Raw genomic sequence first — 20799 nt, 5'->3', positions numbered from 1 at the left:
GACTCTCCAGTGAGACCCGGGCCCGGTTCATTCAAGGAGGATTGGCGGCAGCTGCCGCTTCCCCGCCGGCCGACGCGTCAGAAGGCACGCACGGCACGGACGTGCTGCGAATAGTTCTTGATTTCGTCGCTGGGCTTGAAGCTCTTGGCATAGAGCCAACCGCCGCTGGCCTCGTACTTGCCCGTCTCGGTCGACGACCAATAGAGGAAGGTGACGCCCTGCGTCTCGAGCGGCGTGCCCTGCACGGCCACCAGCGCGGCATTGACCGCCTCGTGGCTGGCATTGATTTCGGCCATCTCGTTCACGGCCGGGAGGTACCACCCCTCGCCCAGCCCGGCGCACCAGGCAAAGGCCGGGAAGCGCTCCTGCCAGTTGTCCTGGCTCTTGACCTGCTCGAGGTTCACCGCGCCGTTATCCTGGTCGGCCGCACCGACCACATCGATGCCGCGCCCCGTCTGCCAGGGCAGCGAGGTCTCCTCGAGCGACAGAATCTTACCGTGGCGGCCGCCGTCAGTCACGCTGAAGACCACGCCGCGCACGCCCTCCGCTTCGTAATAATCACCTACGCCGTATTTCGGGCTGCACCCGACCAGTGCCGCAAAGCAGACGGCATAGAGCAACAGTTTCATCCGGTTCATAATATCCTTCTTTTATGGTTTTACGATTGGCTTGCTGCAGAAAGAGGGCCGCTCATGCTACATGCCGAACCACTCGCTGGCCCACAGCACCGTGATGTCGACCTTCCAGAGTCCGTCGACCGGCACGAGCATCAGATATTCGGTCTGCTCGCCCACCTTGCACTCGACGTAGGCCACCTCGAGGTTGGGGTTGCCGTTATCCTCGTCCGTCGTGATGCGCTCCGAGACGCACTCGACCTTCACCGGGCCCTGCGCCTTCCGCTTGGCAAGCTCCTCGGGGAACTGCTTCGTACGGGCGATGTCGGCCGTCATGGCCAGCTCCAGCAGGTTGCGGCCGTCGAAGAGGACATAGTCGGCGGCAGCGCTGTCGCCGGCCGTGTAGAGCTCCATGAATCGCTGTGCGACCTCCTTCGGGGTTTTGGGATAGGCGCCCGACTGCCCGGCGCCGCAGGCGGTGATGCTCAGACCGAACATCAGCGCGAAGGTTAAAACGAAAAATTTCTTCATAGGTGTACGTATTTGGGGTTTGAGTTTTCCGCACACAAAGGGGAACTTCCAGCTCCGCCTCTTCAGAGCCGCCATGCGCCTACCCCACACACCTGCCTTCCCGCACTGCTGCGGGTCGGCTCCACACTGCACTTTCGCTTGTGCCGGCAAAGAGTCATCGGTTTCTACAAATTTAACCAATTATTTTCAAAAATCATAGTCCCGGCGTGGTTTAACCGTGTGAAGAGTCCCCGGCCGGGGGAAGAGTCCTCGGCCGAGCGAAGGTCTCCGGCCGGGCGAACAGCGCCCGCCTGCATCCGGGAACTGGCACCAGCGCCCACCGCGACGACCGCAGGCCTCCGTCCGAAAACAAAAACAGCGGCCACAGCAGGCCACCCGCCCGAAAACAAGAAGAGGGACAGCAGCGCCCCTCCGCGACGACCGCAGGCCTCCACAAAAAAAACAAACCAGCGGTGCCCGCGCCCCTTCCGCCCGAAAACAAAAAAAGAGACCGCACCATGTGCGGTCTCTTCCTGTCTCTTCGGATTTTCTGCTCTCTGCCGGGGCAGCCTTCCGCAGAAAAACTACTTGGCGGGAGTCTCCTCGGCCGGTGCGGCGGGCGTCTCTCCGGCCGGTGCGGCAGGAATCTCGGCCTGCGGCATGGCGGCGGGAGCCTCGGTCTCGATGACGCGCTCCTGCAGTGCCTTGGCATCCTCCGTAATGGCGCTGTTGCTCGTCGCTACGAGGCTCTTGTCCATGGCCAGCGTGGCCACGAGGCTCAGCACGACAATCGCGATGGCCATGGCCCAGGTGAATTTCTCCAGGAAGTTCGTGGTTTCACGTACGCCCATCACCTGGTTCGATGCGCCGAAATTGGCGGCCATGCCGCTCTTGGGATTCTGCACCAACACCGCGAGAATCACCAGAACGCTCGCCACAAGTATCAGAGCAATACAAATCGTGTATAACATATCGGATGAATTTTAATTATTTGTTTCTATCCTGCCAATAAGTTCGGCAAAGTAAACACTTTTTTCCGGATTTAGCAAACTTAATTTGCGATAAGTGTCAATCGCTTTCGCGCGAAGCCCCTGTGCGAGGTAAATCTCGGCCAGCTCCTCGCTTACGAGGTCCTCCTCGTCGGTCAGGTCGGCCTCGGTGCGCACCTCGCTCTCGGGCTCCCCCTCCTCGGCGACGATGCGCAGATGCTCCTCGCGCAGGAAGCGGTCGATGATATCCTCCGACGTGAGGAACGTGAGGGCTTCGGCGTCGACCGGCTCCCGTTCGAGCACGCTCTCGCCGCGCCACGGAGCCACCGCCTCGAGCCGCTCGTCGCGCTCGCCGCGCACGAGGGCCCGCACCCGGCGCGCCGTCGCGAACCACTCGAAGCGCTTGAGCAGCGCATCGAGCTCCGCCTCGGAGGGGCGCTCCGACGTCCCGCCCGAAGCCACGTATTGCATGAAATCGGTCATCGCGCAGCCCCTTTTTACCAGTTCGATGCCGACGCCTGGAAGATGTCGGTCACCAGTTTGTCCACAATCAGGGGAATCAGCTCGCCCTCGGCCTCGGTCAGCAGACGCGACGAGTCGTAGTCCTCGTAGGCCGAGAAGGTGCGGTTGAACGACATCTTCTCGTCGAGCGCGTTGGTAAAGCGGACCTTCACCGTGATGGTCAGGCGGTTGAGCAGCGCCGTATCCTCGCTCGAGACGGAGGCCGTCACCGAGGTGTAGTTGGTGATTTCACCCTCGAAGGCGAAGTCGCCCCCCTCGTCCACCTGCACCAGACGCGTACGGCGCGAGAAGATGTCGACCAGCGCCTCGGTGAGCGTCGAGCTCAGGATGGGCGAGACCATCGTGGCGTTGTTGGGGAAGTAGGCCACCGAGAAGGTCTTGGCGTCGGGCGGAATCGAAGCGCCCGAGAGCGAGTACTTGATGGCCACGCCGCAGCCCGAGGGAATCAGCAGGCCGGCAGTGGCGAGCAGCAGAAAAATGAATCGTTTCAACGCGGTATTCTCTTTTTGTTCTGTTCAAAAATTTATGCGGACCCGGAGCTCCGATTATAAGCGGTCCCGGGGCTCAGACAGCTCCTCCCATAAGCAAGCCCGGACAAGCAATCTCGGGGCTCGGGACTACTCCTCGATGCCCAGCTCCTTGATTTTGCGGTAGAGCGTGCGCTCCGACATGAAGAGCTCGGCGGCCGCCTCGCGGCGTCGGCCGTTGTTGTGCTTCAGCGCGCGGATAATCTGCTCGCGCTGCACGTCGGCCTTCGTCTTCTCGTGGGGAGGCTCGTCGGTCACCTCCTCGCTCTCGGCAAAGACCGGAGCCGAAGGCTGCACGCCGCCGCCCGCCGGGGGCGCGGCATAGAGCGGCGCGGAGCTCTGCGCCGTGGTGGGCAGCAGCGCCTTGATGTCGGGCGCCGAGGGCTCGCCGCCGTGGGGCATGCGCTGCATGAGCTCGGCCAGCATGCGCTTCAGGTCGTTGATGTCGGAGCGCATGTCGAAGAGCACCTTGTAGAGCAGCTCCCGCTCGGCGAAGGGCTCCGAGGAGGCCGCCTGGCGGGCAGGACCCGCCGCCACGGAGGTGCCGGCGTTCTGCTCGGGAAGGTAGCGGGCCAGAATCTCGGGGGTGATGAGGCGCGCCTCCTCGACGGCCGAAATCTGCTCGGCGACGTTCTTCAGTTGACGGATGTTGCCCCGCCAGTAGTAGTTGCAGAGCATCTCGCGGGCCGCCGCATCGAGCGTCACCACCGGCATGCGATACTGCTGCGCCACGTCGCTCGCGAACTTGCGGAACAGGAGCGGAATGTCGCCCGGACGCTCGCGCAGCGCGGGCACGACGATGGGCACCGTATTGAGGCGGTAGTAGAGGTCCTCGCGGAAGCGGCCCGAGGCGATGGCCTCCTGCAGGTTCATGTTCGTGGCCGCCACCACGCGCACGTTGGTCTTCTGGACCTTCGACGAGCCGACGCGGATGAACTCGCCCGTCTGCAGCACGCGCAGCAGGCGCGCCTGCGTCGGGAGGGGCAGCTCGGCCACCTCGTCGAGGAAAATCGTACCGCCGTCGGCCTCCTCGAAGTAGCCCTTGCGGGCCTCGAGCGCCCCGGTGAAGGCCCCCTTCTCGTGGCCGAAGAGCTCCGAGTCGATGGTCCCTTCGGGGATGGCTCCGCAGTTCACGGCGATGTATTTGTTGTGCTTGCGCGCCGAATAGGCGTGGATGACCTGCGGGAAGAACTCCTTGCCCACGCCGCTTTCGCCCGTGACAAGGACCGTCAGGTCGGTCGGGGCGACACGCACGGCCACCTCGAGCGCGCGGTCCAGCAACTCGGAGGTGCCGATGATGCCGAAGCGCTGCTTAACAGTCGTAATATCCGTCATTGTTGTCTCTTCTCGGTTTGGGTTTAACGCTCCGAAGCCGCATCGGCGGGCGCTGCCTCCCGGGGCGCTTCATCACCGGCTTCGTCACCGGCCGAAGCCTCCGTCCGAGCCGGGGCATCGGCCTGGTCAGCAGCCTCCGCCTCCACCGCTTCGGGCAGCGGCAGTTCGAGCTCCTCCTCGAGCCGCGCCTCCTGGCGGTTGTGGTAGTAGCCGAAGGCGATGGCCGCCACGGCGAGCAGCGCCGCAACGATGGCCACAATCAGGAAGCGGTCGACACGCCTCCGCTCCGTGGGGCCCACATAGGTGTAGGCGTCGGTGTTCTTGGGAGGACGGCCGTAACGCAGCCCCTTCAGGCAGGGTTCGGGATTCATCTTCGCCGAGGGCGAGACATGCAGTGTTGCGGGACGGGCTTCCGGCTCCGGCTCGGCCGGTTTGGCATGCCCGTGCGAAGCGTGACCGGCCTCTCCGCCGGCATGCTCCGCCGCCGCATGGCCCGCAGCGCCGTCGCGGAGGGGCTCCTCCCCGGCCGGCACGTGTGCATGCGGCTGATATTCGAAGGCAATCGTTCCGTTGGGGCCGCTGCGGAATACACCGAATCCCTCCATCGGATACTCCCCGCCGCTCTGCACGGCATGGCGTACCTCGAAGAGGAAACGGTCAATCTCTCCGGCGGCTTCCAGCTCACTCATCCCTTCCTCGCGCAGCAGCGTACGCAACACACCGTCATCGCGCCGCAGCAGCTCCGTGAAGAGCACGCTTTCGCCCGGCGTCTTGACGACAAAGGCCCCGAATTGAGGTATGACCAGTCGCTTGTGCGACTCCAGATAACGTTCGATTGTACGATATAACACCTTACAAACTGTTGGATTTGTCGCTTCAAAATTACCTTTTTTCGAAGAAAAAACAAAATCACCCCCTATTTTTCAAAATAATCGCCCGAAAAGGCCTCCATCCGGAAAATAATCATTTACTTTGCATCCCGAAACGGGCCGGAATCCGGGTGAGCTACTTTCGCTCCGTCCGGCCCATGTAGCGAAGACGGATTGTTACAAAACCTATAAACGAGTCATGAAAGACAAGTACATCGACCTCATCGAACAGACGTTCGACTTCCCGCAGGACGAGTTTTCTGTCGAGGACAACGAGCTGCATTTCCACGACATTCCGCTCATGGAACTCATCAAGCAGTACGGCACTCCGCTCAAAATCACCTACCTACCGAAAATCTCGCAGCAAATCAACCGGGCCAAGCGCATGTTCAACGTGGCGATGGCGAAGGTCGACTACAAGGGCTCGTACAACTATTGCTACTGCACCAAGTCGAGCCACTTCTCGTTCGTGCTCGAGGAGGCGATGAAGAACGACATCCACCTCGAGACCTCGTCGGCCTACGACATCCACATCATCAACGCCCTCTACGACGGCGGCATCATCGACAAGGACCGCTACATCATCTGCAACGGATTCAAGCGTCCGCAGTATGTCGAGAACATCGCCCAGCTGGTCAACGCCGGCTTCGAGAACACCATCCCGGTGCTCGACAACAAGGAGGAGCTCGACCTCTTCGAGGACGCCTTCACCAAGAAGTGCAAGGTGGGCATCCGCATCGCCTGCGAGGAGGAGCCCAAGTTCGAGTTCTACACCTCGCGGCTGGGTATCCGCTACAACGACATCGTCGAGTTCTACAAGACGAAGCTCAAGAACAGCAAGAAGTTCCAGCTCAAGATGCTCCACTTCTTCATCAACACGGGCATCAAGGATACGGCCTACTACTGGAACGAGCTGCTCAAGTGCATGAACGTCTACTGCGAGCTGAAGGCCATCTGCCCCGAACTCGACAGCCTCAACATCGGCGGCGGCTTCCCCATCAAGAACTCGCTCAACTTCGAGTACGACTACGAGTACCTGACCGAGGAGATTATCGCCCAAATCAAGAACTTCTGCCAGCGCAACGGCATCGAGGAGCCCAACATCTTCACCGAGTTCGGCTCCTTCACGGTGGGCGAGAGCGGCGCGGCGCTCTACTCGATTGTCAACCAGAAGCAGCAGAACGACCGCGAGAACTGGTACATGATAGACTCGTCGTTCATCACCACGCTGCCCGACACGTGGGGCATCGACCAGCGCTACATCATGCTGGCCATCAACAACTGGGACAAGGAGTACCAGCGCGTGCTGCTGGGCGGACTGACGTGCGACAGCGAGGACTTCTACAACTCGGAGTGCCACACCAACGCCATCTTCCTCCCGAAACTCGAGAAGGGGAACACGCAGTACATCGGCTTCTTCCACACGGGAGCCTATCAGGAGGCGCTGGGCGGCTTCGGCGGCATCCAGCACTGCCTCATCCCGGCGCCCAAGCACATCATCATCGACCGCGACAAGTCGGACAACGAGTACTACACGCGCCTCTTCGCCAAGGAGCAGTCCTACCGTTCGATGCTGCGCATCCTCGGCTATTGACGCCCTCCGGGCGCGCTGTAACGCACCTGTAACCCCTCGAAGCGCCTTCCGCCCCTGCGGCGGAGGGCGCTTCGCCGTTTGGCGGAGCATCCCGGCATGTCCGGCAGGGCCCGCCGCCGGCCGCAACGCCGAAAGCCGGGGGCAGACAAACACCGGAGGCCGGGCACAAACGAGGCCCGGAGACCGGAGGGGCACAGACAAACGCCGGAGGCCGGGGGCAGACAAACACCGAAAGCCGGGGGCAGATAAACACCGGAGGCCGGGCACGAACGAGGCTCGGAGGCCGGGGGCACGAACAAACACCGGAGACCGGACACAAACAAAACCCGGAGGCCGGGCACAAACGAACCCGGAGGCCGGGGACACAAGCAAAACACGGAGGCCGAGCACAAACGAAGCCCGGAGGCCGGCGCGGATGAACCGCAGCACCGACTTCCGGGCTTCAGATTGTGCGGAGGGGACGGCCGCCCCCCTTGTCAACGCACGCGCAGCGTACGGCCGATGCGCAGCGTCGTCGTCCGCGTGATGCCGTTCAGCGCGCAGAGGCGCGAAACGGTGGTGCCGTAGCGGATGGCGATGTGTCCCAGCGTATCGCCCGAGCGAATCTTGTGGTAGCGGCGCGCCGCCTGCTCGGCAGCCTCCTTCTTGTCCTGCTTCTCGTTGGCCAGCTCATCCTCGAAATCCTGCCCCGCCTTCGAATAGATGCTGAAGAAGGATTTCTTGAGCAGGAAGGTCTCGCGGCAAAGAACCCCCTTGCGGAAGTCGATGAGGCGCTCGGGGTCGAACGACTGGCCATAATAGCGCGTCTCGAAGTGGAGGTGGGGTCCCGTCGAACGGCCCGTCGAGCCGCCCAGACCAATCACCTGTCCCGCCTCGACCCACTGATTGGGCTCGACCAGACGCTCCGAGAGGTGGCCGTAGTAGGTCTCCAGACCGTTGTCGTGGCGGATAATCACCAAATTGCCGTATCCGCCGCGGTTGTACTCCGAGATGCGCACCCGGCCGCTGAAGGCCGCATAGACTGTGTCGCCCGTCTTCAGCGGCAGGTCGATGCCCTGATGCGCACGGCCGCGGCGCAGGCCGTAGCGTCCGCGCGGATGGGGCGTCGCCTGGTAGGGGCAATGGTAGCTGCGCGTCGAGTCGACCAGTTCGAGCACGACCGACGAGGGCATCGCCGCCAGGTTGGCATCCTTGTAGGGGAAGAGCGTCGTCGTATCCCAGTACTTCTCGAAGATGGTGCTGTCGCGGGCGATTTCGCGGTTGCGGACATAGCGCCACGTGTTGTCGCCGTAGAGGACGACGAAGAGCGCCTCGTTGCCTGAATCGAGCGTATCGATGACGGCCGACTCGCTGACGTCGGGCACCGACTCGATTTCCACACGGCGCAGACGCCGGCGCAGCTCGGCGAGCGAATCGGCAGCCGACTGTTTGGCGGGAGCTGCCGCCGATGCGGTGCGCGGTGCGGCGGCGTCGGGGAGCATCTCGGCCTGCTCGGCCAGCAGCTGGCAGAGCGAATCAATCTGGGCGGCCTGCCAGTCGGTCAGCGTGCGGAGCGAGTCGGCTTCGGCCGATACGCGCTCCGTCTGGCGTTCGAGTTCGGCACGCGTCGGGCGGGCCGTACGGGCCGTCGCGGCGCAGGCGGCCGCAAGGGCAAGGAGGGTCAACAGGTATCTCTTCATAACAATTTCAATCGTCGTTGGTCTCTTTTCGTAGTCAATATATCATAATAAGGTGTGCCGGAGGCCGTGCAGCCAGGCGTCCCCGCAGAGGCAGGCAGCGCAAAGGCGGTCACGCAGAGGCAGGCTTCGCAGAGGCAGGCAGCTGAGCGCCCTCTTCCCCTCCCCGGCTCCGGCGCCGATGCTTTCGTCCGTTGCCGGCGGGGTCCGAAGGTCCGAAAGGCGGGCGCCAATGCTCCGTCGTTGCCGGTGGGGTCCGAAGGACCGAAAGGCGGGCACCAATGCTCCGTCCGTTGCCGGCGAAACCCGTCGGTCCGAGGACCGGCAGGGGACTGCCCCATCCGGGAGGGTCCTTGCGGGAAAGTGCCCTTGCAGGAGCGCCCTTCGCCGGAAGCACTTATGCGAGAGCGTTACGGAAACGTCCTTCGCCGGGAGCCCCCTTGCAGGAGCGTCCTCCGCCGGGAGCGCCCGTGCGGGAGGGTTCTCGCGGGAGCGCCCGTGCGGGAGGGTTCTCGCGGGAGCGCCCGTGCGGGAGGGTTCCCGCGAAAGCGCCCCGGAAAGTGCCCCGAAAAGCGCCCTGGGTGTGCCCCGGAAGCTATTGCTTCGGCTTCGGGTGTGCCGGGCGGTGGTTGAGCAGCTCGTCGGCCGCCTCGAGCGCCCGGTAGAACTCCTCGCCGAAGCGCCGGATGATGGGCTCGCGCAGCGATTCGTAGACGCGAATCCCCAGCTTGCGCCCGCACCGCCGCGCCGGTTCGCAGACCGACCAGCGGTGGTAGTTCAGACCGATGCTTCCGTTGGAGAAGTGCACCAGCCGGATGGGATAGAGGTGGCAGGAAATCGGCTTGCGGAAGGGGGTCTTCCCCTCGAGCCACGCCTTCTCGATGGCACAGAGCGTCACGCCGTTCTCGTTGCGCGAGTAGGCGCACTCGGCATCGTTGACCAGCGGCGTGGTGTAGTCGCCGTCGTCGTCGACCACCATGAAGCCCTGCCGCTCGACCGCCTCGATGCCCTCGGGCGTCATGTAGGGCCGGTAGGCCGCATACTCCCGCTCGAGCGTCTCCACCTCGTCGGCCTCGAGCGGCGCTCCGGCGTTGCCCTCGACGCAGCAGATGCCCTTGCACTGCGTTAGGTCGCAGGCGAAGCACTCGCGCAGCAGGTCGGCGCTCACAATCTTGTCGTCAATCTCAATCATTTGCGGCGGCAGGTATCGGCAATCACGATGTCGTAGAGCTCCCCGAGCGTCATGCCGGCGGCACGCGCCTGCTTGGGCACGATGCTTCCGGCGCTCATGCCGGGAATCGAGTTGATTTCAATCATGTAGGGGACATTCTCGGGCGTGACGATGAAGTCGACGCGCACGATGCCCGAGCAGCGGCAGGCCCGGTAGGCGGCGCGCGCCAGACGGTGGAGCTCGGCCGCAAGTTCTGCCGGGATGCGCGCCGGGGTAATCTCCTCCGAGAAGCCGGCCTTATACTTGGCCTCGTAGTCGAAGAAGTCGTTCTTGGGGCAAATCTCCGTGATGGGCAGCTCGTATTCGCGCTCCCGGGTGATGAGCACGCCGCACCCCATCTCGCGCCCCGGGATGCACTCCTCGACCAGAATCTCGTCGTCCTGGGCGAAGGCCGCCTCGAGCGCCGCCGGAAGCTCCCCGGCGCTGTGCACCTTCGTCACGCCGAACGACGAACCGTTGGCATTGGGCTTGACAAAGAGCGGAAGGCCGAGCCGTGCGACCACCTCCGCGCAGTCAATCTCGTCGCCGCGGCGGAAGAAGAGCTCGCGGGCCAGATGGACCCCCGTGCCGGCCACGGCGCGCTTGGTCGAAATCTTGTCGAAGGTGATGACCGACGAGGTCATCGAGCACGACGAGTAGGGAATGCCCATCATGTCGAGGTAGCCCTGCAGGCGGCCGTCCTCGCCCGGCGTGCCGTGGATGATGATGAGGGCGTAGTCGAACTGGCGGCGGACGCCGTCGACCGTCAGCGAAAAGTCGTTCTTGTCGACCTGCCACTGGCGGCCGTCGGGGGCGGTGTAGTGCCAGTCGCGGTGGTGGAGGTCGATGACCGTGACGTCGTATTTTTCGGGGTCGAGCGCCGCCTCAATCTGAGCGGCGCTCTGGAGAGCAATCTCACGCTCGGGCGAATCACCGCCCGCCACGAGCGCAATCTTCAAGCGTGTCATTATCTGTTATCAGGGATTGTAAATGTCTTTGTAACGGAATGCGAGAATCTCCTGCACCATCTCGACATACTGGCGCGCCTCGCAGTTCGAGGCGTCAATTTCGAGCGCCCGGTTGAAGTCGTTGAGCGCATCGCCCCACGAGGCGCGGCGGTAGTGGAGCTTGCCGCGCTCGATGTGCAGCGCGGCGTTGGCCGGTTCGGCCTCGATGCGCAGGGTGAGGCGCTGCAGACGGCTCTCGGGAGTCCAGAGCCCCTTGCGGCGGATGTACTCCGCCACCTCGGGCTGGAGCATCCGCGAGGCATCCTCGCCGTTCTCGAGCGCCTCGCGCACGTCGGTCGAGGAGTAGTCCTGCAGCGGAGCCCCCTCGAGCAGCGTGACGCGGTCGCGGAAGCGGCCGACCTCCGCGCCGCGGCGCGGGTAGACGAAGAGGGGGTAGTTGTCGAGAATCGTCTCGTACTCCTTCCAGCGGTCGAGCTGCCCCACCAGGTCGCTCCCCATCAGAATCGAGAAGCTCATCTCGCGGCCGTGGGTCTCGCTCAGGTAGCGCAGCGTGTCGACCGTATAGGAGGGGCGCGGCAGCAGGAATTCGACCACCGAGGGCTTGATGCGGTCGGGGTATTTCGAGTGGGCGCAGGCAATCTCCGCCATCTCGAAGCGGTCGAGCTCGGGGGCCTGCGCATCGGCCTCCTTCAGGGGGTTCTGCGGCGATACGACCAGCGCCAGCTCGTCGCAGAGCCCCTGTTCGACGGCATATTCGGCCAGGGCGACGTGGCCCCGGTGAATCGGGTTGAACGACCCGAAGTAGAGCATCATCCGTTTCATCTCAGCAGGCGATGAACTGTTCGACAATACGGGTGGTTTCGCGCACGGCATCCTCCAGCACGTCGTTGACCACGACGTGGTCGAAGCCGGGGGCCTTCGTCAGCTCGAACTCGGCCTTGGCCACGCGGCGCTCGATGACCTCCGGAGCATCGGTTGCGCGCCCCACCAGACGGCGGCGCAGCTCCTCGATGGAGGGGGGCATGATGAAAATCGAGCAGGCGTCGGCGCCGAAAATCCGCTTGAGGTTCAGACCGCCCATCACGTCGACGTCGAAGACGATGACGTGGCCCTTGGCCCAGATGCGCTCCACCTCGCTGCACAGCGTTCCGTAGCAGGTGCCCTTGTAGACCTCCTCCCACTCGACGAAGCGGTCCTGGGCCACGGCCTCGGCAAAGGCCTCGGGCGTGAGGAAGTAGTAGTCCACCCCGTCGCGCTCCGTACCGCGCGGGGCCCGGCTGGTGGCCGATACCGAGAATTCGAATTGCGGGAAGTGCTGCAGCAGCTCCCGTACGATTGTCGTCTTGCCGGCGCCGCTGGGCGCCGAGAATATGATGACCTTACCCATAATACGTATTTGAGGCTTCGCCCCGCGCGGCAGCGCCGCACGCGGCCCGGAGCCGGCGTCAGAGGATGTTGAGCACCTGCTCCTTGATTTTCTCCAGCTCGTCCTTCATCCGGACGACCAGAATCTGGATGTTCGACTCGTTGGCCTTCGACCCCATCGTGTTGATTTCGCGCCCCATCTCCTGGGCGATGAAGCCTAGCTTGCGGCCGGGGGCCTCCTCGCCGGCAGCCACCTCGCGGAAGTAGCGGCAGTGGTTCTCCAGGCGCACCTTCTCCTCGGTGATGTCGAGCTTCTCGAGGTAGTAAATCATCTCCTGCTCCAGGCGGTTGCGGTCCACCTCGACGCCCAGCTTCGAGAGGTTGTCGAGAATCCGCGCGCGGATGGTCTCCGTACGGGCCTTCTCGAAGGGGAAGACCTCCTCGCGGTAGCGCTCGATGAGGTCGACGCGGCGCAGCAGGTCGGCAATCAGCACGGCACCCTCCTGCACGCGGAAGGCGTCGAGCCGCTCGACGGCGTCGGCCGCGGCGGCCATCAGCGCGGCGCTCTCCTCCTCCGTCACGCGCTCGGCCTCGACCGATACCACGTCGGGCATGCGCATGAGCACGGGCAGCATGGCGTCGTAGTCGGCGTCGATGCCCGAGAAGGCGAGCGCGTCGTTGAGCTGGCGCAGGTATTCGCGGAAGATTTCGCGGTTGATGTGGGCCGAGGTCTCCACCTGCTGGCTCTCGACGCTCACGAAGAGGTCGACCTTGCCGCGCTGGAGCCGCTGCGCGACCAGATTGCGCAGTTCGGTCTCCGACTGGCGGTAGAGCGCCGGCAGTTTGATGTTCAAATCGAGCTGCTTGGAGTTGAGCGAGCGGAGCTCGACCGTGATTTTCTTGGTTCCGAAAGAGGCTTCGCCCTTGCCGAAGCCCGTCATCGATTTTATCATAGCGAGGTGATGATTGGTCCTTAATCCCGGCAAATTTAGTAAAAACAATTCAAAAAGGCGCCCTCCGGCCCCGGGCATTGAAATTTATTTGGCAAGAGTTTGGTTTGTCCCGAATATTTTATATATATTTGTGTTAGTCAAGTAACAGTTCGCAATCTAAATGAACTAATTTACATACGGATTATTATGAAAAAGCACAATTTCAACGCCGGACCCTCCGTCCTTGCGGACGAAGTTATCGAAAATGCCGCCAAGGCCGTCCTCGATTTCAATGGCTCGGGACTCTCCCTGCTCTCGATTTCGCACCGTTCGAAGGATTTCGACGCTGTGATGGCGGAGGCCGATGCGCTCTTCCGCGAACTGCTCCACATTCCGGACAACTACAAGATTTTCTACATCGGCGGCGGCGCCAGCACGATGTTCTATGAGGTTCCCGCCAACTTCCTGGGCAAGAAGGCCGGCTACGTCAACACGGGCGTCTGGTCGAAGAAGGCCATCAAGGAGGCGAAGCGCTACGGCGAGGTGGAGATTCTCGCCACGTCGGAGGACCGCAACTTCACCTATATTCCCAAGGGATTTGCCATTCCGAGTGACCTGGACTACCTCCACATCACCTCGAACAACACCATCTACGGCACGGAGTACCACGAGGACCTCTCGTCGCCCGTACCCCTCATCGCCGACATGTCGTCCGACATCCTGTCGCGTCCGGTCGACGTGACCAAGTATGCGATGATTTACGGCGGCGCCCAGAAGAACCTGGCTCCCGCCGGCGTGGTCTTCGCCATCATCCGCGAGGACATGCTCGACAAGCAGGTGCGTGACCTGCCGACGATGGTCAGCTTCCGCACCCACGTCGAGAACAACTCGATGTTCAACACGCCTCCCGTATTCCCGATTTACGTGCTGAAGGAGACGCTCAAGTGGCTCAAGTCGATTGGCGGCGTCGAGGAAATCTACCGCCGCAACCAGGAAAAGGCGCAGCTGCTCTACGACGAAATCGACCGCAACCCGCTCTTCCGCGGCACGGTCGAGAAGCAGGACCGTTCGCTGATGAACATCTGCTTCGTGATGGCCGACGGCTACGAGGAGCTGGCTCCCGAGTTCCTGGAGTACACCAAGGCGCACGACATCGTGGGCATCAAGGGCCACCGTCTGGTGGGCGGCTTCCGCGCCTCGTGCTACAACGCCCTCAAGAAGGAGAGCGTCGAGGTGCTCGTGAAGTGCATGCGCGACTTTGCCGAGAAATACGCCAAATAGCCCGGCATGCCGCTTGTCACACGCATACCGACCGGTTACGACGCCCTCACCGGAGAGGTGAGGGCGTGGGACTGGCGGGAAGTGCTCACAACCGAAATCAGAGAGACCATGAAAGTACTGATAGCAACCGAAAAGCCCTTCGCACAGAAGGCCGTCGACGGCATCCGCCGCATCGTCGAAGAGGCCGGCTACGAGCTGGCGCTGCTTGAGAAGTATACCGACAAGGCACAGCTGCTGGAGGCCGTGGCCGATGTCGACGCGCTGATTATCCGCAGCGACAAGGTGACCGCCGAGGTCATCGCCGCCGCGCCGCAGCTCAAGATTGTCGTCCGCGCCGGCGCGGGCTACGACAACGTCGACCTGGCAGCCGCCACCGCACGCGGCATCGTGGTGATGAACACCCCGGGCCAGAACTCGAACGCCGTGGCCGAGCTGGCCATCGCGCTGATGATTTACATCTCGCGCAACCGCTTCACCCCCGGCACGGGTCACGAGATTATGGGCAAGACCCTCGGCATCCACGCCTACGGCAATGTCGGCAAGCTGGTGGGCCGCAAGGGCAAGGCCATGGGCATGGAGGTCATCGCCTACGACCCCTTCATCCAGGAGGACGCCGTATTCGAGGCCGACGGCGTGAAGCGCGCCGGTTCGGTCGAGGAGCTCTACGCCAAGGCCGACTTCCTCTCGCTGCACATTCCCGCCACGGAGCAGACCCGCGGCTCGATTGGCTACGAGCTGCTGATGTCGATGCCCAAGGGCGCCACGCTGGTCAACACCGCCCGCAAGGAGGTCATCGACGAGGCCGGCCTCATGCGCGCCCTCGAGGAGCGTGAGGACCTGAAGTACGCCACCGACATCGCCGCCGGCATCCAGGCCGAGCTCGACGAGAAGTTCGGCAAGCGCGTCTTCGCAACACCCAAGAAGATGGGTGCCGAGACCGCCGAGGCGAACCTCAACGCCGGACTGGCCGCCGCCCGACAGATTGTCGACTTCTTCAAGACGGGCAACACCCGTTTCCAGGTAAACAAGTAATCCACCGAACACGGCGACACGGAAGGCGGACGGAGCGCATCCGTCCGTTTTCCGCGCCTGCACCAACCCCAGACAAGACCATGGTACGCATCAAACCTTTCCGCGGCATCCGTCCGCCCAAGGAGTACGCCGCCGAGGTGGCATCGCGCCCCTACGACGTGCTGAACTCGGTCGAGGCCAAGGCCGAAGCCACCGAGCGCTCGCTGCTCCACATCATCAAACCCGAAATCGACTTCGACCCCATCGCCGACGAGCATTCGCAGCAGGTCTACGACAAGGCGGTCGAGAACTTCCGCAAGTGGCGCGCCGAGGGCTGGCTCCGTCAGGACCCCGAGGAGTACTACTATATCTATGCCCAGACGATGGACGGCCGCACGCAGTACGGTCTGGCCATGTGCTGCCACTTCGAGGACTACCTCTCGGGGGCCATCAAGAAGCACGAGCTCACCCGCACCGACAAGGAGGAGGACCGCATGATTCACGTCCGCAACCAGAAGGCCAATATCGAGCCGGTCTTCTTCGCCTATCCCGACAATGCCGAAATCAACGAGATTGTGGCCGACGTGGTGAAGAACAACCCGCCAGAGTACGACTTCACGGCCGAGGACGGCTTCGGCCACCACTTCTGGGTCATCCGCGACCGCAAGACGATTGACCGCATCACCGAAATCTTCGCCGGCATCCCGGCCCTCTACGTGGCCGACGGACACCACCGTACGGCTGCCGCCGCACGCGTGGGCGCCGAGTTCAGGGCCAAGAACCCCCACCATACGGGCAACGAGGAGTACTGCTACTTCCTGGCCGTCACCTTCCCGGCCAACCAGCTGCGCATCATCGACTACAACCGCGTGGTGAAGGACCTCAACGGCATGACCCCCGAGGAGCTGCTCAAGCGTCTGGAGGAGAACTTCGTGGTCGAGGACAAGGGCACGGAGACCTACCACCCGACGGGGCTGCACAACTTCTCGATGTATCTGGCCGGCCACTGGTACAGCCTCACGGCCAAGAAGGGCACCTACGACGACAACGACCCCATCGGCGTGCTGGACGTGACGGTGCTCTCGAATCTGGTGCTGGACCGTCTGCTGGGCATCAAGGACCTGCGCACCTCGAAGCGGATTGACTTCGTGGGAGGCATCCGCGGCCTGGGCGAGCTGAAGCGCCGCGTCGACAGCGGCGAGATGGCCGTGGCCTTCGCGCTCTACCCCGTCTCGATGCAGCAGCTCATCAACATCGCCGACACGGGCAACATCATGCCTCCGAAGACGACGTGGTTCGAGCCCAAGCTGCGCTCGGGCGTGGTAATCCACTCCTTCGCCGAGGGCGACTGACAACCCCGACACACCTCCGCGCATCCGTGCGGGAGGGACAAACCGGAAACGGAGAGCGGCGCGCCGCTCTCCGTTTTTCGTAGAGGCCGGGGGGGGAGGGGCGTGCGCCAGACGGGCTCCGGCAAAAAGCGGGAGCCGACAAACACCGGAACATGCAAACGCCGGAGCACGCAAACGCCGGAACAGACAAACGCCGGAACAGACAAGAGCGGAGCACGCGAAACCCGGAAGCCGACAAATGCGGAGCACGCAAACGCCGGGAGCACGCAAACGCCGGAACAGACAAGAGCGAAGCATGCGAAACCCTGGAGCAGACAAACGCCGGAGCGGACAAACGCCGGGAGCATGCAAACGCCGGGAGCATGCAGGAATTGCGGCGCCGGCAAAAAATCGCGGCAAAAAGTTGGCGGTCCGCCCCTTTTCATTATCTTTGTTTACAGAACAAACCAACAAAAAATTCTTCAGCCTATGAAATGGTTCATCCTCTGCCTGCGCAACTACGTGAACTTCAGCGGCCGCGCACGCCGCAAGGAGTACTGGTTCTTCGTGCTCTTCACCTTCATCTTCTCGATTGTGGCCCGACTGCTCGACCTGCTCATCTTCGGCCCGAGCGGCATGCTCATCTCGGGTCTGTTCGGTCTTGCCATGCTGCTGCCGCAGCTCGCCGTCCTGGTCCGCCGCCTGCACGACACGAACCGCTCGGGCAAGTGGGTGCTGGGATACTACCTCCTCACGATTCTGTGGACGGGAATTATCATCGTCTGGGGCATGAAGTACTTCGTCGCCGCCATGCAGGGCACGGCAGGTATGCCCGTCGGATTCTCGATTTTCGCCATCGTGGGCGTTCTTGCCATCCTGGCCTACACCATCGTGCTGCTCGTATGGAGCTGCCTGCCGGGAACGAAGGGCGAAAACCGCTACGGCGCCGACCCCAAGGCCGGGGAGATGGCTTGAATCTGACCCCGCGGATATATCCAAAAGACGGGAAGTTCGGGACAAAACCGGAACTTCCCGTTTTTATTTGTCATCTTTTCGCGAAGAAATATTGCGAACGATTAGCGGGAACGGGAAATTTTTGTATATTTGTAAGGAGCCTTCTCGTGTTCGGGCCTGCTGCGGGACCCACCCCCCCTCACCGAACTGCGGCGAAAGGTTGCTTCGCAACACAACTAACTTACAATAGAACGGCTTATGGCTAAAATCAAAGGAACTATCGTTGTCGATAAGGAACGATGCAAGGGATGCGGCGTCTGCGTGGCCTCGTGTCCGTGCGACGTGCTCAAACTATCGGCGGAAGTTAACGGGAAGGGTTATCCCGTGGCTATGATGGCGAATCCCGACGCCTGCATCGGCTGCGCGTCGTGTGCGGTTATCTGCCCGGACAGCGTCATCACGGTTTATCGTCAAAAATTCGAATAGGCTATGGCAGAAAAAGAGGTAAAACTGATGAAAGGCAACGAGGTAATCGCCCATGCTGCGATACGCTACGGTTGCGACGGATATTTCGGCTACCCCATCACCCCGCAGTCGGAGGTCATGGAGACGCTCATGGAGCTCAAGCCGTGGGAGACCACCGGCATGGTCGTGCTGCAGGCCGAGTCCGAAATCTCTTCAATCAACATGGTATACGGCGGCGCATCGACCGGCAAGCGGGTGATGACCTCGTCGTCGAGCCCCGGCATCAGCCTGATGTCGGAGGGTCTGAGCTATCTGGCGGGCGCCGAGCTGCCCTGCCTGGTGGTCAACTGCCAGCGCGGCGGCCCGGGTCTGGGTACGATTCAGCCTTCGCAGGGCGACTACTTCCAGGCCTGCAAGGGCGGCGGCCACGGTGACTTCCACCTGATTGTCTTCGCCCCCAACTCGGTGCAGGAGATGCACGACCATGTGGCCGAGGCCTTCGACCTGGCCTTCAAGTACCGCAACCCGGCGATGATTCTCGCCGACGGCGCCATCGGTCAGATGATGGAGAAGGTGGTGCTCGCACCGCAGCGTCCGCGCCGCACCAACGAGGAGATTGCCGCCGAGTGCCGGACGTGGGCAGCCTACGGCAAGCCCGCCGACCGCGAGCGCAACGTCGTCACCTCGCTCGAGCTGCAGTCCGAGAAGATGGAGGTCATCAACCAGCGGCTGCAGGCCAAGTACAAGGCGCTCGAAGAGAACGAGGTGCGCTACGAGGCCATCGAGTGCGACGATGCGGAGTATGTCATCGTGGCATTCGGCTCGTCGGCCCGCATCTGCTCGGCCACGGTCGAGATGGCGCGCGCCGAGGGTCTGAAGGTCGGCCTGCTGCGCCCCATCACGCTCTATCCCTTCCCCACGCGTCAGATTGCCGAGCTGGCCGAGCGCGGCGTGAAGGGCTTCCTCTCGGCCGAGCTCAACGCCGGCCAGATGGTTCAGGACGTTCGGCTGGCCGTCAACGGCAAGGCTCCCGTGGAGCACTATGGACGCCAAGGCGGCATGATGTTCGCGCCCGACGAGGTGCTCGAGGCGCTCAAGGAAAAACTGATTAAAAAGTAAAGACGATGGCAGAGGTTGAAATCAAACAGGAGAATCTGGTTTATTCGAAACCGAAACTCATCACCAATAATGTCATGCACTACTGCCCGGGCTGCAGCCACGGCACGGTGCACAAACTCGTCGCCGAGGTCATCGACGAGCTGGGCCTTGCCGAGAAGGCCGTGGGCATCTCGCCCGTAGGCTGCTCGGTATTCGCCTACAACTACATCGACATCGACTGGATTGAGGCGGCACACGGACGTGCGCTGGCCGTTGCGACGGCTGTCAAGCGGCTCCACCCCGAGAACATGGTCTTCACGTACCAGGGCGACGGCGACCTGTCGGCCATCGGTACGGCGGAGTCGATTCACGCGGCGGCCCGCGGCGAGAACGTGGTTGCCATCTACATCAACAACGCCATCTACGGCATGACGGGCGGCCAGATGGCCCCGACGACGCTGCTGGGCATGAAGACGGCGACGACGCCCTACGGACGCGACGCCCATCTGAACGGCTATCCCTACAAGATTGCCGAGATGATGGCCCATCTGGACGGCGCCACCTACATCACGCGCCAGAGCGTCCACAAGCCGGCCAACGTGCGCAAGTGCAAGGCTGCCATCAAGAAGGCCTTCCAGCGCTCGATGGAGGGCAAGGGCTTCTCGCTGGTTGAGGTCGTTTCGACCTGCAACAGCGGCTGGAAACTCTCGCCGGTGGCTTCGAACGAGTGGCTCGAGCAGAACATGCTGCCCTTCTACCCCCTGGGCGATATCAAGGAGGTAAAATAAGAGAGGACGAACTATGAAAGAGACGTTAATTATCGCAGGTTTCGGAGGACAGGGAGTCCTCTCGATGGGAAAGATACTCGCCTACTCGGGCGTCATGCAGGATTACGAGGTGACGTGGATGCCCTCCTACGGCCCCGAGATGCGCGGCGGTACGGCCAACGTGACGGTGATTCTTTCGGACAAGAAAATCTCGTCGCCCATCGCCCATGAGTTCGACACGGCCATCATCCTCAACCAGCAGTCGATGGAGAAGTTCGAGCCGCTGGTCAAGCCGGGCGGCATCCTGATTTACGACACGAACGGCATCACGCGCCATCCCGTGCGCAAGGACATCGAGGTCTATACGATTGACGCCACGGCCGAGTGCGCCCGCATGGGTCAGGCCAAGCTCTTCAACACGATGATTCTGGGCGGTTACCTCAAGGTTCGCCCCATCGTCAAGATGGAGAACGTGATGGTCGGACTGAAGAAGTCGCTGCCCGAGCGTGCGTGGAAGATGCTTCCGCAGAACGAGGAGGCGATTCACCACGGCGGCGAGATTATCCGCAAGCGCGAGTAAGACGCGCGCCGCTGCAATGCATGCAAAATCGGGAGGTTCCTGTGGGGAACCTCCCGATTTTCTTTTCATCCCGGCAGCGTGCCGAAGCCGGAAGGAGCCGCCCCGAAGTGTGGGGGGGGAGATAGGGCGCGGAACGCGGGCTACCGTCTGCGGAACGCAGAAGACGGGGGCACGGGCACGGGGGCACGGGCACGGGGGCAC

Annotated in this window: 22 protein-coding genes; 9 read left to right on the top strand and 13 right to left on the bottom strand. The window is 62.6% G+C overall.

The features are described 5' to 3' along the window. Positions 1 to 77: 77 nt before the first annotated feature. The 7 genes from B5F90_RS10275 to B5F90_RS10245 all read right to left on the bottom strand — a co-directional run bounded on the left by B5F90_RS10275 (position 78) and on the right by B5F90_RS10245 (position 5348). Positions 78 to 638 (bottom strand): DUF1566 domain-containing protein, encoded by a 561-nt coding sequence (locus tag B5F90_RS10275; protein WP_143256173.1) that lies wholly within the window; start codon positions 636 to 638, stop codon positions 78 to 80. Between the two features lie 57 nt (positions 639 to 695). Then, on the bottom strand, positions 696 to 1145 hold the full coding sequence (locus tag B5F90_RS10270) for a DUF4878 domain-containing protein (RefSeq protein WP_162607785.1): 450 nt from the start codon (positions 1143 to 1145) through the stop codon (positions 696 to 698). Between the two features lie 563 nt (positions 1146 to 1708). After that, positions 1709 to 2095, bottom strand: a complete 387-nt coding sequence (gene secG / locus B5F90_RS10265) for a preprotein translocase subunit SecG (protein ID WP_087362709.1) — start codon at positions 2093 to 2095, stop codon at positions 1709 to 1711. A 12-nt stretch (positions 2096 to 2107) separates the two neighbouring features. Further along, positions 2108 to 2596 carry a hypothetical protein gene (locus tag B5F90_RS10260; protein ID WP_087362708.1) on the bottom strand — a complete coding sequence of 163 codons (489 nt, stop codon included), beginning with the start codon at positions 2594 to 2596 and terminating at the stop codon, positions 2108 to 2110. 14 nt (positions 2597 to 2610) lie between these two features. Continuing rightward, on the bottom strand, positions 2611 to 3126 hold the full coding sequence (locus B5F90_RS10255) for an LptE family protein (RefSeq protein WP_199792102.1): 516 nt from the start codon (positions 3124 to 3126) through the stop codon (positions 2611 to 2613). Positions 3127 to 3252: 126 nt separating this feature from the next. Then, positions 3253 to 4497 carry a sigma-54 dependent transcriptional regulator gene (locus B5F90_RS10250; RefSeq protein ID WP_087362707.1) on the bottom strand — a complete coding sequence of 415 codons (1245 nt, stop codon included), beginning with the start codon at positions 4495 to 4497 and terminating at the stop codon, positions 3253 to 3255. Positions 4498 to 4520: 23 nt separating this feature from the next. Continuing rightward, positions 4521 to 5348, bottom strand: a complete 828-nt coding sequence (locus tag B5F90_RS10245) for a hypothetical protein (protein ID WP_087362706.1) — start codon at positions 5346 to 5348, stop codon at positions 4521 to 4523. A gap of 217 nt (positions 5349 to 5565) precedes the next feature. Between B5F90_RS10245 and B5F90_RS10240 the strand changes: the two genes are divergently transcribed. Further along, on the top strand, positions 5566 to 6960 hold the full coding sequence (locus B5F90_RS10240; protein WP_087362705.1) for an arginine decarboxylase: 1395 nt from the start codon (positions 5566 to 5568) through the stop codon (positions 6958 to 6960). A 476-nt stretch (positions 6961 to 7436) separates the two neighbouring features. On the opposite strand, the gene B5F90_RS10235 is transcribed toward B5F90_RS10240, so the two are convergent. The 6 genes from B5F90_RS10235 to B5F90_RS10210 all read right to left on the bottom strand — a co-directional run bounded on the left by B5F90_RS10235 (position 7437) and on the right by B5F90_RS10210 (position 13120). Further along, positions 7437 to 8639: a M23 family metallopeptidase gene (locus B5F90_RS10235; RefSeq protein WP_087362704.1), complete on the bottom strand. Its 1203-nt coding sequence runs from the start codon at positions 8637 to 8639 to the stop codon at positions 7437 to 7439. Between the two features lie 592 nt (positions 8640 to 9231). Then, positions 9232 to 9828: a DUF3109 family protein gene (locus tag B5F90_RS10230; RefSeq protein WP_087362703.1), complete on the bottom strand. Its 597-nt coding sequence runs from the start codon at positions 9826 to 9828 to the stop codon at positions 9232 to 9234. Further along, positions 9825 to 10814: a D-alanine--D-alanine ligase gene (locus tag B5F90_RS10225; RefSeq protein WP_087362702.1), complete on the bottom strand. Its 990-nt coding sequence runs from the start codon at positions 10812 to 10814 to the stop codon at positions 9825 to 9827. Before B5F90_RS10225 ends, B5F90_RS10230 begins: the two co-directional genes overlap by 4 nt. A gap of 9 nt (positions 10815 to 10823) precedes the next feature. Beyond that, entirely contained in the window at positions 10824 to 11636 is an 813-nt protein-coding gene (gene nadD, locus B5F90_RS10220; RefSeq protein ID WP_087362701.1) for a nicotinate (nicotinamide) nucleotide adenylyltransferase, read from the bottom strand. 1 nt (position 11637) lies between these two features. Continuing rightward, a complete protein-coding gene (gene gmk, locus B5F90_RS10215) occupies positions 11638 to 12201 on the bottom strand; it encodes a guanylate kinase (protein WP_087362700.1) in 564 nt (187 codons plus the stop codon). Positions 12202 to 12259: 58 nt separating this feature from the next. After that, a complete protein-coding gene (locus tag B5F90_RS10210; RefSeq protein WP_087362722.1) occupies positions 12260 to 13120 on the bottom strand; it encodes a YicC/YloC family endoribonuclease in 861 nt (286 codons plus the stop codon). A gap of 198 nt (positions 13121 to 13318) precedes the next feature. Here B5F90_RS10210 and serC point away from each other — a divergent pair, with 198 nt between their 5' ends. The 8 genes from serC to B5F90_RS10170 all read left to right on the top strand — a co-directional run bounded on the left by serC (position 13319) and on the right by B5F90_RS10170 (position 20598). Continuing rightward, on the top strand, positions 13319 to 14392 hold the full coding sequence (gene serC / locus B5F90_RS10205; protein WP_087362699.1) for a 3-phosphoserine/phosphohydroxythreonine transaminase: 1074 nt from the start codon (positions 13319 to 13321) through the stop codon (positions 14390 to 14392). A 108-nt stretch (positions 14393 to 14500) separates the two neighbouring features. Continuing rightward, positions 14501 to 15424 (top strand): 3-phosphoglycerate dehydrogenase, encoded by a 924-nt coding sequence (locus tag B5F90_RS10200; RefSeq protein WP_087362721.1) that lies wholly within the window; start codon positions 14501 to 14503, stop codon positions 15422 to 15424. An 80-nt stretch (positions 15425 to 15504) separates the two neighbouring features. Beyond that, on the top strand, positions 15505 to 16755 hold the full coding sequence (locus B5F90_RS10195; protein ID WP_087362698.1) for a DUF1015 family protein: 1251 nt from the start codon (positions 15505 to 15507) through the stop codon (positions 16753 to 16755). A gap of 468 nt (positions 16756 to 17223) precedes the next feature. Next, positions 17224 to 17709 carry a DUF805 domain-containing protein gene (locus B5F90_RS10190; RefSeq protein ID WP_087362697.1) on the top strand — a complete coding sequence of 162 codons (486 nt, stop codon included), beginning with the start codon at positions 17224 to 17226 and terminating at the stop codon, positions 17707 to 17709. A gap of 237 nt (positions 17710 to 17946) precedes the next feature. Further along, complete coding sequence (locus B5F90_RS10185) at positions 17947 to 18174, top strand: 4Fe-4S binding protein (protein ID WP_087362696.1); 228 nt, start codon at positions 17947 to 17949, stop codon at positions 18172 to 18174. Between the two features lie 3 nt (positions 18175 to 18177). Beyond that, on the top strand, positions 18178 to 19272 hold the full coding sequence (locus B5F90_RS10180; RefSeq protein WP_087362695.1) for a 3-methyl-2-oxobutanoate dehydrogenase subunit VorB: 1095 nt from the start codon (positions 18178 to 18180) through the stop codon (positions 19270 to 19272). A gap of 5 nt (positions 19273 to 19277) precedes the next feature. Next, positions 19278 to 20039 (top strand): thiamine pyrophosphate-dependent enzyme, encoded by a 762-nt coding sequence (locus tag B5F90_RS10175; protein WP_087362694.1) that lies wholly within the window; start codon positions 19278 to 19280, stop codon positions 20037 to 20039. Between the two features lie 13 nt (positions 20040 to 20052). Next, on the top strand, positions 20053 to 20598 hold the full coding sequence (locus B5F90_RS10170) for a 2-oxoacid:acceptor oxidoreductase family protein (protein ID WP_087362693.1): 546 nt from the start codon (positions 20053 to 20055) through the stop codon (positions 20596 to 20598). The last annotated feature ends 201 nt before the right edge of the window (positions 20599 to 20799 follow it).

This window comes from Alistipes sp. An31A (genome assembly GCF_002159425.1).
Taxonomy (GTDB): Bacteria; Bacteroidota; Bacteroidia; order Bacteroidales; family Rikenellaceae; genus Alistipes; species Alistipes excrementigallinarum.
This window is presented reverse-complemented; position numbering and strand designations above follow the sequence as displayed.

Excerpts from the sequence above, each read along its gene's own strand:
- B5F90_RS10270 (WP_162607785.1), bottom strand. The coding sequence starts at position 1,145 with ATGAAGAAATTTTTCGTTTTAACCTTCGCGCTGATGTTCGGTCTGAGC.
- B5F90_RS10200 (WP_087362721.1), top strand. The coding sequence starts at position 14,501 with ATGAAAGTACTGATAGCAACCGAAAAGCCCTTCGCACAGAAGGCCGTC.
- B5F90_RS10175 (WP_087362694.1), top strand. The coding sequence starts at position 19,278 with ATGGCAGAGGTTGAAATCAAACAGGAGAATCTGGTTTATTCGAAACCG.
- B5F90_RS10275 (WP_143256173.1), bottom strand. The coding sequence starts at position 638 with ATGAACCGGATGAAACTGTTGCTCTATGCCGTCTGCTTTGCGGCACTG.
- B5F90_RS10235 (WP_087362704.1), bottom strand. The coding sequence starts at position 8,639 with ATGAAGAGATACCTGTTGACCCTCCTTGCCCTTGCGGCCGCCTGCGCC.
- B5F90_RS10225 (WP_087362702.1), bottom strand. The coding sequence starts at position 10,814 with ATGACACGCTTGAAGATTGCGCTCGTGGCGGGCGGTGATTCGCCCGAG.
- B5F90_RS10195 (WP_087362698.1), top strand. The coding sequence starts at position 15,505 with ATGGTACGCATCAAACCTTTCCGCGGCATCCGTCCGCCCAAGGAGTAC.
- B5F90_RS10190 (WP_087362697.1), top strand. The coding sequence starts at position 17,224 with ATGAAATGGTTCATCCTCTGCCTGCGCAACTACGTGAACTTCAGCGGC.
- nadD (WP_087362701.1), bottom strand. The coding sequence starts at position 11,636 with ATGAAACGGATGATGCTCTACTTCGGGTCGTTCAACCCGATTCACCGG.
- B5F90_RS10210 (WP_087362722.1), bottom strand. The coding sequence starts at position 13,120 with ATGACGGGCTTCGGCAAGGGCGAAGCCTCTTTCGGAACCAAGAAAATC.
- B5F90_RS10180 (WP_087362695.1), top strand. The coding sequence starts at position 18,178 with ATGGCAGAAAAAGAGGTAAAACTGATGAAAGGCAACGAGGTAATCGCC.
- B5F90_RS10240 (WP_087362705.1), top strand. The coding sequence starts at position 5,566 with ATGAAAGACAAGTACATCGACCTCATCGAACAGACGTTCGACTTCCCG.
- serC (WP_087362699.1), top strand. The coding sequence starts at position 13,319 with ATGAAAAAGCACAATTTCAACGCCGGACCCTCCGTCCTTGCGGACGAA.
- B5F90_RS10170 (WP_087362693.1), top strand. The coding sequence starts at position 20,053 with ATGAAAGAGACGTTAATTATCGCAGGTTTCGGAGGACAGGGAGTCCTC.
- gmk (WP_087362700.1), bottom strand. The coding sequence starts at position 12,201 with ATGGGTAAGGTCATCATATTCTCGGCGCCCAGCGGCGCCGGCAAGACG.
- secG (WP_087362709.1), bottom strand. The coding sequence starts at position 2,095 with ATGTTATACACGATTTGTATTGCTCTGATACTTGTGGCGAGCGTTCTG.
- B5F90_RS10260 (WP_087362708.1), bottom strand. The coding sequence starts at position 2,596 with ATGACCGATTTCATGCAATACGTGGCTTCGGGCGGGACGTCGGAGCGC.
- B5F90_RS10185 (WP_087362696.1), top strand. The coding sequence starts at position 17,947 with ATGGCTAAAATCAAAGGAACTATCGTTGTCGATAAGGAACGATGCAAG.
- B5F90_RS10250 (WP_087362707.1), bottom strand. The coding sequence starts at position 4,497 with ATGACGGATATTACGACTGTTAAGCAGCGCTTCGGCATCATCGGCACC.
- B5F90_RS10230 (WP_087362703.1), bottom strand. The coding sequence starts at position 9,828 with ATGATTGAGATTGACGACAAGATTGTGAGCGCCGACCTGCTGCGCGAG.